We start from the raw sequence: 10,748 nt of genomic DNA on the forward strand, positions 1-10,748 counted from the left end.
TCCGTTCAGAAATCGCTATCGAGGCCGTCTTGCACTTGTTCGGCGGCGCGCAGCACCGCGCGCGCCTTGTTCTCGGTCTCTTGCCATTCGGATTCGGGGACCGAATCCGCGACGACGCCCGCCGCCGCCTGCACGTACAGATTGCCCTTGTGGATGAGGCCGGTGCGGATCGCGATCGCGAGATCCATTTCGCCCGTGAACGACAGATAACCGACAGCGCCGCCATACAGACCGCGCTTTACGGGTTCGAGTTCGTCGATGAGTTCCATCGCACGCACTTTCGGCGCGCCCGAGAGCGTGCCGGCGGGGAAGGTCGCGCGCAGCACGTCATAGTTCGTCATGCCGCGCTTCAATTTGCCCTCGACCGAACTGACGATGTGCTGAACGTGCGAATACTTCTCGATGATCATTTTGTCGGTGACAGCGACCGATCCTGTCACCGCGATCCGGCCGACGTCGTTGCGCGCCAGATCGATCAGCATCACGTGCTCGGCGATTTCCTTCGGGTCGTTCAGGAGTTCGGTGGCGAGTTCGGCGTCGCGCTCGGGCGTATTGCCGCGCGGCCGCGTGCCGGCGAGCGGGCGAATCGTCACGATGCGATCGTCGGCGCGCTGTTCCTGGCGCACGAGAATCTCCGGCGACGCCCCGACGACGTGAAACTCGCCGCCGAAGTTGTAGTAATACATATAGGGAGAAGGATTCAGCGACCGCAGCGCGCGATACAGCGACAGCGGATTGTCGCGGAACGGCTTGATGAGCCGCTGGCCGACTTGCACCTGCATCAGTTCGCCGGCCGCGATGTATTCCTTCGCACGGCGCACGGCGTTCAGATAATCCTCTTTCTTGAACTCGCGGAACGTTTCGGTGCGCACGCTCGGAGAGGTCACCGGCGGCTGGACCGTCGCCCGCAGCCGCGCGCGCAGTTCGCGCAAGCGCTGCTTCGCCTTCGCGTAGGCCTCGGACGCTGAAGGATCGGCGTAGACGATCAGGTAGAGCTTGCCCGCCAGATTGTCGATGACCGCGACTTCTTCCGTCAGCAGCAACTGAATGTCGGGCAGGCCGAGATCGTCGGTCGGCGCGGAATTCGCGAGTTTCTTCTCGATATAGCGCACCGCGTCATAGCCGAAATAGCCCGCGAGGCCGCCGCAAAAACGCGGCAGGCCGGGGCGCTGCGCCACTTTGAAGCGTTTCTGGAATTGCTCGATGAACGCGAGGGGATCGCCATCGTCCGTCTCGATCACCTGGCCGTCGCGGACCACTTCGGACACGCCGTTCTGTGCGCGGACCATCGTGCGCGCGGGCAGCCCGATGAACGAGTAACGCCCGAAGCGCTCACCGCCGACCACCGATTCCAGCAGGAACGAGTTGGCGCCGTTGCGTTCGGTCTGGGCGAGCTTGAGATAGAGCGAGAGCGGCGTTTCGAGGTCGGCGAGCGCTTCGGCGATGAGCGGAATGCGATTGAAACCTTCGTTCGCCAGCGATTGGAATTCGAGTTCGGTCATGTTTCGATCCTTTACGTGTCGCGCGTGTTCGATTTATACGCGGCATCGGCACAAACTGGGGCGCTGCGGGAGGTTTTTCCGCACGTCGGCGATCTCGCGGGTGGCCGCATTCAGCCGGTGACGATGCGCGCAACGCGTCATCGAAAGACGCGCGATGCGACACAACGCCAGACACAGCGAATGATGCGGCGCGGGCAGCCATCGAGCGGAACTCGACGACGGCAGGCAAAACAAGCAAATCAGCGGGATCGGCGCGCGGATGCGCAGCGAAACAAAAAACGGTGCTGAAGCGCAGGGCTTCAGCGTACCTCAGGCGAGGTTAGCGCGACCAGCGACGCCAGGGCCAGGCTCCCCGGTCGATGCTGCTCAGACTCCGTTTTTTGTTCAGAAACATGAGGGTGGACTATTCAGTCGGTTCAGGTGTGGGCGGCGCCAGCGTAGCGGCGATCGCCTGTGCTGCGGCGTGCAGCGTGGAAACTATACCATCGGATTTCACTGATTGCACAGCTTTGCCGTGGTTGTAGCCGTAGGGCACGGTGAGCGTCGCCATGCCCGCCGCGCGGCCCGCGAGCGCGTCGTTTTCCGAATCGCCGACGGCCACCGTTTCGCGCGGAAGCACGTCGAGCCGCTCGCATGCGGTCAACATCGGCAGCGGATCGGGCTTCTTTTGCGCGAGCGAATCGCCGCCGAGCACGACCTTGAAATAGCCAACGAGGCCGAAGTGCGTCAGCAGTTCCACCGCGAACCGGTGCGGCTTGTTCGTCACGCAGGCGAGCGCGATGCCGAGAGCGCGCATCGCTTCGAGCCCTTCTCTCACTTCGGGAAAAAGCGTTGAGTGCCGGCCGTTGATCTTCGCGTATTCGCTTTGATAGATGGCGAGCGCGTCGTCGAATTGCGCGGTCGCCTGCGACGCCGAGAAGCGCACGGCGAGCACGCTGCGGATAAGGTTCTCTGACCCCTTGCCCACGTAGCCGACCACTTCGTCGCGCGCGGTCGGCGTCGAGCCGATGCGCGCAAGCATCGCGTTGAGGGCCGCGACGAAGTCGTCGGCGGTATCGACCATCGTGCCGTCGAGATCGATAATCGCCGCGCGAATCGGCTTGTTTGAAAACGAGGGCAACGCCGCCGCGACTTCGCTCATTGTTTTGCTCCTTCCTTCGCCAGTTCCGCCCGCATTTCGTCGATCACCTTGCGGTAATCGCCTTTGCCGAAAATCGCCGAGCCCGCGACGAACGTATCCGCGCCGGCCGCTGCGATTTCCGCGATATTGTCGACTTTCACGCCGCCGTCGATTTCCAGATGGATCTCGCGGCCGGTCCGCTCGCGATAAGCATCGATCCGCGCGCGCGCCTCGCGCAGCTTGTTGAGCGCCTCGGGAATGAACGACTGCCCGCCGAAGCCCGGATTTACCGACATGATCAGCACCAGATCGACGCGATCCATCACGTGATCGAGGTAATTGAGCGACGTGGCCGGGTTGAACACGAGCCCGGCCTTGCAGCCGTGGTCGCGGATCAGCGAGAGCGACCGGTCGATGTGATCCGAACCTTCCGGGTGAAAACTGATCACATTGGCGCCGGCTTTCGCGAAGTCCGGAATGATGCGGTCGACCGGGCGCACCATCAGATGCACGTCGATCGGCACGTCGACATGAGGGCGGATCGCCTCGCACACCATCGGCCCGATGGTCAGGTTCGGCACGTAATGGTTGTCCATCACGTCGAAGTGGATCCAGTCGGCGCCCGCCGCGACCACATTGCGGACTTCCTCGCCGAGCTTGGCGAAGTCGGCGGACAGGATGCTGGGAGCGATGCGAAATTGCGTCATGGCGTGGGCCGGTTGCATGCGGGAGGCGTCATTTTAACGCGCTGCGGCGTTTCGGGCGCCTGGCCGAATGGCCGGGTCGGCGCCGAAATCGGCCGCGCCATTGTGTTGCGGCTGCTGGCTGCATCAAGCAGAATGCGTCACCAAGCGGCGCGAGCAGGCAGAACGGCTCGCGTTAGAGCGCCGGCATTGAATGTTGAACTGTTGAATTGGAAAGACGATGAGCCAGTATGAATTCAGCGTATCGGTGCAGACGCGCTATCTGCCCGAACAGTCCGACCCGGATAGCCGCCAGTACGCGTTCGCCTACACGCTGACGATCCGCAACACGGGCGAGGTGGCCGCGCAGTTGATTTCGCGTCACTGGATCATCACCGACAGCGACAACCACGTGCAGGAAGTGAAAGGTCTCGGCGTGGTCGGGCATCAGCCGCTTTTGCCGCCCGGCGAGCAGTTCGAGTACACGAGCTGGGCCGTGATCGCGACGCCGGTCGGCACGATGCGCGGCGAGTATTTCTGCGTCGCGGAAGACGGCGAACGCTTCGAGACGCCCGTCGCGGAATTTGCGCTGCACATGCCGCGCACGCTGCACTAAATTTAATCAGCGACGTTTTGCCGAGTCGTTCGCCCGGTTCTTCTTCTTGCCCGACGCGGTCCACGCGACGATAAAGACCAGCAGGAACAGCGCTGCGAGCGACTCGAGCGCAAAAATCAGCATTGGATATTCGTCGAACAGATCTGACATGGCGGTTCTCATCAAGAGCGAACATTGTATGCGTTTCAAGCGGCCGGCCACAGGAGTGGCGGCTTGGGTGGCTTCCCTCGCGGCTGCTGTGCTGCTCGCGTCGTGCGGTGGTGGCGGAGTGCTGAAGCCGGGCAGCGGGGCGGCGCCGACGGGCGCGCCGTCCTTAGCCGGGCAGCGTGCGGCGAATCGTCTCACTGCGGTGAGCTGGCAGCAGGTGCCGGGCTGGCAGGACGATTCGCTGATTGGCGCGACGGCCGCGCTGCGTCAGAACTGCAGCCGCGTCGCGCAGCAGCCGACCTGGCGCAAAGCCTGCGCCGCGGCCCAGCGTCTCGACGATCTCGATATGACCGCGGCCCGTGATTTCTTCGAAACCTATTTCACGCCGTTCCAACTCGCGAATACGGATGGCACGCTCGACGGCCTAGTGACCGGTTACTACGAGCCGCTGTTGCGCGGGGCGCGCACGCGTCACGGGGTTTATCAGTACGCGCTGTATCGCTGGCCGTATCGATTCAAACAGGGCGCGGCGCTACCGGCGCGCGCGCAACTCGAGAACTCGGGCGTGCTGAACGGCAACGAACTCGTCTGGGTCGACGATCCGATCGAAGCGTTCTTCCTGCAAGTGCAGGGTTCGGGACGCGTCGTGATGGAGGACGGTAGCGTGATGCGCGTCGGCTTCGGCGGGACGAATAATCAGCCGTACAAGTCGATCGGCCGTGAACTGCTGGATCGACGGGAACTCACGCCCGCGCAGGCTACGATGCAGGGCATCAAGGCGTGGGCGAAGGCGAACCCGGCGCGCGTCGATGCATTGCTCGATGTGAATCCGCGCTTCGTGTTCTTCCGCGAGATGCCATCGACGGACGTAATGGCGGCCGGAACCGGCGACGGGCCGGTCGGCGCGCTCGGCGTGCCGCTGACGCCCGAACGTTCGATCGCCGTCGATCCGGCGGCGATCCCGCTCGGCACGCCGGTGTTCCTGCAGACGACGCGCCCGCTCAGCAACTCGCCGATGAACCGCCTCGTGTTCGCGCAGGACACGGGCAGCGCGATCAAGGGCGGCGTGCGTGCCGACTACTTCTGGGGACTCGGCGACGATGCCGGAGACCTCGCGGGCCGGATGAAGCAGGGTGGCCGGATGTGGCTGTTGCTGCCGAATTCGTAATTGCGAAGAGCTGCGATTCGCGAAGTACATAGCGAATCGCAGCAGCCTCGCGCCCCCGCTACGCCAGATTCCGGCGATCCACCACCCGCCGCGCTTTCCCCACCGACCGCTCGATCCCGTTCACACCGAGCACGTTCACTATGGCGCTCACGCCGATCAGCGCCTTGATGTCATAAGCGAGCGCGCCTTTCGCGCTTTCGAGCGCGGCCTGATCCGGCGCCGATTCCGGACACGGCTCGACATTGAGCGTCATCACGTCGAGCGGTCCCTCCTTCGTCAGCACGATCTGATAGTGCGGCGCGAGCACGTGGCGCTTGAGCAGCAGTTCCTCGATCTGCGTCGGGAAGACGTTCACGCCTCGGATGATCATCATGTCGTCGGAACGCCCGGTGATCTTTTCCATGCGGCGCATCGTGCGCGCGGTGCCCGGCAGGAGCCGCGTGAGATCGCGCGTGCGATAGCGGATGATAGGTAGCGCCTCTTTCGTCAGCGACGTAAACACGAGTTCGCCGAATTCGCCATCCGCGACGGGCTCGCCCGTAATCGGATCGATGATTTCAGGATAGAAGTGGTCTTCCCAGATCGTCGGACCGTCCTTGGTTTCCGCGCACTCTGACGCCACGCCCGGGCCGATCACCTCCGACAAACCATAAATATCGACGGCATCGATGCCCATGCGCTTTTCGATCGCCGAGCGCATGTCGTTGGTCCACGGCTCCGCGCCGAAGACGCCGATGCGCAGCGACGTGGCCGCCGGATCAATGCCCTGGCGCTCCAGTTCGTCAGCGATCGACAGCATGTAGCTCGGCGTGACCATGATGATGTCGGGCCGAAAATCCTGGATGAGCTGGACCTGCTTCTCGGTCTGCCCGCCGCCGAATGGGATCACGGTCAGGCCGGCCCGCTCCGCGCCGTAATGCGCGCCGAGGCCGCCGGTGAAGAGCCCGTAGCCGTAGCTGATATGGACTTTGTCGCCGCGCCGGGCGCCCGCAGCGCGAATCGACCGGGCGACGAGATTCGCCCAGGTATCGATGTCCTTCGCCGTGTAACCGACGACGGTCGGCTTGCCCGTCGTGCCCGACGAAGCGTGAATCCGCGAAATCTGGTCCTGCGGCACGGCGAACATGCCGAACGGATAGTTGTCGCGCAGGTCCTTTTTGGTCGTGAACGGGAAGCGCGCGAGATCGGCGAGCGACTTGACGTCGTCGGGGTGGACGCCGGCCTCGTCGAATTTGCGCCGATACACCGGCGAATTTTGATACGCATGGTTCAGCGACCATTTGAGGCGTTCAAGTTGAAGCGCGGCGAGTTCGTCGCGGCTCGCCTTTTCAATAGGCTCGAGCGGCAGCGGGGTGGTCATCGGATGTCTCCTTCAGGTCGTTTGTTGCATAACTGTTTGCATGGGCATCGATAGGTACGCCCAAAATCGGCGTCAGACGGGGAGCAAGGTGCCCTTGATCTGCGCCGATTTGCCACGAAACATCGCGACGGTCTCGCCTTCGCGATTCGTCACGCGGATGTCGTAGATACCGGTGCGGCCGTTGAGCGTCTGCTCGATGCCTTCCGCCGTCAGGCAGTCACCGCCTTTGACGGCGCGCAGAAACTCGATCGAACAGCCGGCCGCGACCGTGTTGATGTTGTACGAGTTGCAGGCGAACGCGAAGGTCGAATCGGCGAGCGTGAAGATGAGGCCGCCGTGGCAGATGTCGTGGCCGTTCAGGAAATCGGGGCGCACGTTCATGCAGAGGCGCGCGTAGCCCGGGCGCACTTCGAGCAGTTCGATACCAAGCCCGCGCGTGCAGGCATCGGCTTCGTACATGATTTTGGCGGTCGCTTCGGCGAGTTGTTGCGGCGTCACAGATGTCCTCCGGTGATTTACAGGCCTTCAAAGCGCGGCGCGCGCTTTTCCTTGAACGCCGCGACGCCCTCGGCATAGTCATGCGATGCGCCGAGGTCGCGCTGCCAGTCGCGTTCGAGATCCAGTTGCTGGTCGAGCGTGTTGTTGGCGCTCGCGCGGATTGCGTGCTTGATCGCGGCCACCGCGCCGGCCGGCTGCTGCGCCAGTTGCGCGGCGAGTTGTGCCGCCGACTGCTGCAATTCCTGATCGTCGACCACGCGCCAGACGATGCCCCACGCCTCCGCCTTCTCGGCGCTCAGCTTTTCACCGGTGAGCGCCAGCCCGAGCGCGCGCGCCTCGCCGACGCGCCGCGGCAACAGCCAGGTGCCGCCCGAATCCGGCACGAGCCCGATCTTCACGAACGCCTGGATGAAGCTCGCCGAGCGCCCCGCGACGATCAGATCGCACGCCATCGCCAGATTGGCACCCGCGCCTGCTGCCGTGCCGTTGACGGCAGCGATCACCGGCAGCGACATCGCTTGCAGTCGCCGCACGAGCGGGTTAAAAAATTCGTCGATCAGGTCGCCGAGGTCGGTCATCGAATCCGGCGCGAAGTCGAGATCCGCCAGATCCTGCCCGGCGCAAAAACCGCGTCCCGCACCGGTGATGACGAGCGCGCGCGCGTTGCTCGCTTCGATTTCCGTGAGCGCATGGCTCAGTTCGCCGTGCATCGCGCGCGTGAAGCTATTGAGCTTGTCCGGCCGATTGAGCGTGAGCGTCGCGACGCGCGAATCGCCGTCGATGTGAAAAAGGATTGATTTTTCGGACATGGTGTCTCCTCCAGTCTCCGAACCCGATGCGAAAGCCAGTGGATCGATACTATCCGCGACCCTTGGCACTTTCCATTCGGCCAGACGGCATAAGCCGCCTGACATGCATCGGGCCTATGCCTTCTGACCGACTTCCGCGGGCGCGGCCTTCGGCGCAACATGCACCCTGCTCTGAACGACGCGGAAGCGATTCGCGACAAAGGCTGCATCGGCGAGTGCAGCGTTCGCTGCCGGGTTCGCGCCCGTGCCGTGGAAATCCGAGAACGCGGCCGACTGGTTGATGAACACGCCGCCGGTCAGGTTGATCGAAAGTGCGACGCCGCCGCGGATCGCCTCTTCGTGCGCGGCTTCGATGACTGCGTCGTCGGTGCTGTAGACGGAGAGCGTGAGCGCGCCGTGCTCGGCGGCGATCGAGCCGGCGAGTTCGAGCGATTGCGCAGTGGAATCGGTTGCGATCACGAAAGAAATCGGGCCGAACCATTCTTTCGTGAACTTGGACGAATCCGTGCGGGCGTCGAGTTTCAGCACTAGCGGGGACTGAACGCGGGCGCCGGCGAAGACGGGATGCGCGAGCGTCTGGCTGTCGGCGAGCACTTCGCCGAGCTTGCGCGCTTCGTCGATACGCTGGAGCACGCCATCATTCTGAATCGCGCCGGTGAGCTCGACGGCACGGGCCGGGTCGGAGACGAGCTTCTCGACCGCACCGGCGAGCGTCTTCGCGACGTCGTCGAAGCTGAGTTGGCCGTCGCTCGTGCGGATTCCGTCGCGCGGCACGTAGATGTTTTGCGGCGCTGTGCACATCTGGCCGGAGTACAGCGCGAGCGAGAACGCGATGTTGCGGGCAGCGGCTTTGAGATCATCGACGGAATCGATGACGATCTGGTTCACGCCCGCCTTCTCTGTGTACACCTGCGCCTGATGCGCATTGCGCTCGAGCCAGGTGCCGTTTTGCGTGCTGCCGGTGAAGTCGATCAGCTTGATTTCCGGGCGCAGCGCGAGGTCCTGAACGAGCGGGCCGTCGTTCGGCTCGGTCGCGAGCAGCGTCACGACGTTCGGATCAAAGCCGGCTTCGCGCAAGACTTCGCGGGCGATGCGCACCGTGATCGCGAGCGGCAGGATCGCACCGGGATGCGGCTTGACGATGACCGTGTTGCCTGTCGCGAGATCGGCGAAGAGGCCGGGATAGCCGTTCCACGTCGGGAACGTGCAGCAACCGAGCACGAGACCGGTACCGCGCGGGACGACGGTGAAGCGCTTTTGCATCGCGAGCGGCGGATTCTTGCCCTGCGGCTTTTCCCAGTGCGCTTCGGTCGGAATGCGGCGGAGCTGATCCCACGCGTAGACGACGGCTTCCAGCGCACGGTCCTGCGCGTGCGGACCGCCCGCCTGGAACGCCATCATGAACGCCTGGCCGGTGGTGTGCATCACGCTGTACCCGATCTCGAAACTCGCGCGATTGATGCGCGACAAAATTTCGAGACTCACCCCGACCCAAGCCTGCGGTCCGGCGGCGCGCCAGTCTTTCTGCGCAGCGCCGGATGCGGCGAGGAGCGCCTCCAGATTAGCCTTCGGATAGCGAATGCCGAGTGCGACGCCGAACGGCGATTTCTCGCTGCCGACGGTCTCGCCGGTCGACGGCTGGTCGAGTTCGAACGTGCGGTTCAGGTGACTTTTGAACGCCGCTTCGCCGTCTGCGTTCGCGGTTTCCCCGTACACTTTAGGACTCGGCATTTCGGCAAACGGGCTCCAGTAGCCGCGCGTTTCGATGGCTGCGAGTGCTTTGTCGAGCGTCGCTTCGTGCTTCGTGAATAGCGGATGTGTCATGGTGGGAACGGAAAAGTGGGGGCGGGCCGGCCCATTAATTAACCGACCGGTTGGTTTGGCAATGTTAGCATTATCGAGACGGGCGCGAAAAGCGCTTTTTTCTATATGGATCCGATGTGGACTTACATAGGAGGAATGGATGGCTTATGAGAATCTCTTGACCGAAGTGCGTGGGCGCGTCGGCGTGATCACCTTGAACCGGCCGAAGGCGCTCAACGCGTTGAACGACGCGCTGATGGACGAACTGGGCGCCGCGCTCAAAAACTTCGACGCCGACGAAGACATCGGCGCGATCGTCCTGACCGGTAGCGAGAAGGCGTTCGCGGCGGGCGCGGACATCGGGATGATGGCGGGCTACTCCTATATGGACGTCTACAAGGGCGACTACATCACGCGCAACTGGGAGACCATCCGCTCGATCCGCAAACCGATCATTGCGGCGGTCGCGGGCTTCGCGCTCGGCGGCGGCTGCGAACTCGCGATGATGTGCGACATCGTCATCGCCGCCGACACCGCGAAATTCGGGCAACCCGAGATCAAGCTCGGCGTGATCCCGGGTGCGGGCGGCACGCAGCGGTTGCCGCGGGCCGTATCGAAGTCGAAAGCGATGGACCTGTGCCTGACCGCCCGCTTCATGAACGCCGACGAAGCGGAGCGCGCGGGTCTGGTGTCGCGCGTCGTCCCAGCCGACCGTTTCCTGGAAGAGGCCATCGACGCCGCGACGGTCATCGCGAGCTTTTCGCTGCCTGCCGTGATGATGGCGAAGGAGGCGGTGAATCGCGCTTATGAAACCACGCTGTCCGAGGGCGTTCATTTCGAGCGCCGACTCTTCCACTCGCTCTTCGCGACCGAGGATCAAAAAGAAGGAATGGCCGCATTCGTGGAGAAACGGAAGCCGGACTTCAAGCACCGTTAATTTTCTTTGAAAAACCGCTTGCGAAACGGGTACGCGGGCACTAGAATTCCGTTCCTTCGCAGCTCACTGAGCGGCGAAGGGAGCGGGAAGAAGGGGTGGGTGCTT

The 10,748-nt window shown here is 63.5% G+C and carries 10 protein-coding genes; 3 read left to right on the forward strand and 7 right to left on the reverse strand.

The window, feature by feature from the left end:
- Positions 1–5: 5 nt before the first annotated feature.
- From trpE to rpe, 3 genes are all read right to left on the reverse strand, one after another.
- Positions 6–1,502 carry an anthranilate synthase component I gene (gene trpE / locus AWB67_RS27995; RefSeq protein ID WP_087659452.1) on the reverse strand — a complete coding sequence of 499 codons (1,497 nt, stop codon included), beginning with the start codon at positions 1,500–1,502 and terminating at the stop codon, positions 6–8.
- Positions 1,503–1,905: 403 nt separating this feature from the next.
- Complete coding sequence (locus AWB67_RS28000) at positions 1,906–2,643, reverse strand: phosphoglycolate phosphatase (RefSeq protein ID WP_087659453.1); 738 nt, start codon at positions 2,641–2,643, stop codon at positions 1,906–1,908.
- Complete coding sequence (gene rpe, locus AWB67_RS28005) at positions 2,640–3,329, reverse strand: ribulose-phosphate 3-epimerase (RefSeq protein WP_087659454.1); 690 nt, start codon at positions 3,327–3,329, stop codon at positions 2,640–2,642. The genes AWB67_RS28000 and rpe overlap by 4 nt, the downstream gene beginning before the upstream one ends.
- A gap of 217 nt (positions 3,330–3,546) precedes the next feature.
- On the opposite strand from rpe, the gene apaG reads away from it, so the two are divergent.
- Both apaG and mltA read left to right on the forward strand, forming a co-directional pair.
- Positions 3,547–3,921: a Co2+/Mg2+ efflux facilitator ApaG/CorD gene (apaG, locus tag AWB67_RS28010; RefSeq protein ID WP_087659455.1), complete on the forward strand. Its 375-nt coding sequence runs from the start codon at positions 3,547–3,549 to the stop codon at positions 3,919–3,921.
- 70 nt (positions 3,922–3,991) lie between these two features.
- A complete protein-coding gene (gene mltA, locus AWB67_RS28015) occupies positions 3,992–5,236 on the forward strand; it encodes a murein transglycosylase A (protein ID WP_200822325.1) in 1,245 nt (414 codons plus the stop codon).
- Between the two features lie 58 nt (positions 5,237–5,294).
- Here the strand turns inward: mltA and paaK are convergent, their stop codons facing one another.
- The 4 genes from paaK to paaN form a co-directional block, all read right to left on the reverse strand.
- Complete coding sequence (paaK, locus tag AWB67_RS28020) at positions 5,295–6,596, reverse strand: phenylacetate--CoA ligase PaaK (protein WP_087659457.1); 1,302 nt, start codon at positions 6,594–6,596, stop codon at positions 5,295–5,297.
- A 72-nt stretch (positions 6,597–6,668) separates the two neighbouring features.
- Positions 6,669–7,055: a hydroxyphenylacetyl-CoA thioesterase PaaI gene (paaI, locus tag AWB67_RS28025; protein ID WP_125477704.1), complete on the reverse strand. Its 387-nt coding sequence runs from the start codon at positions 7,053–7,055 to the stop codon at positions 6,669–6,671.
- A 56-nt stretch (positions 7,056–7,111) separates the two neighbouring features.
- Complete coding sequence (gene paaG, locus AWB67_RS28030; protein WP_087659458.1) at positions 7,112–7,903, reverse strand: 2-(1,2-epoxy-1,2-dihydrophenyl)acetyl-CoA isomerase PaaG; 792 nt, start codon at positions 7,901–7,903, stop codon at positions 7,112–7,114.
- A gap of 114 nt (positions 7,904–8,017) precedes the next feature.
- Entirely contained in the window at positions 8,018–9,727 is a 1,710-nt protein-coding gene (gene paaN, locus AWB67_RS28035) for a phenylacetic acid degradation protein PaaN (protein ID WP_087659459.1), read from the reverse strand.
- A 139-nt stretch (positions 9,728–9,866) separates the two neighbouring features.
- On the opposite strand from paaN, the gene AWB67_RS28040 reads away from it, so the two are divergent.
- The gene (locus AWB67_RS28040; protein ID WP_087659460.1) at positions 9,867–10,643 is read left to right on the forward strand and encodes an enoyl-CoA hydratase; all 777 of its coding nucleotides are present in this window, start codon (positions 9,867–9,869) and stop codon (positions 10,641–10,643) included.
- The last annotated feature ends 105 nt before the right edge of the window (positions 10,644–10,748 follow it).

Source organism: Caballeronia terrestris (assembly GCF_001544515.1).
In the GTDB taxonomy this organism is placed as follows: Bacteria; Pseudomonadota; Gammaproteobacteria; order Burkholderiales; family Burkholderiaceae; genus Caballeronia; species Caballeronia terrestris.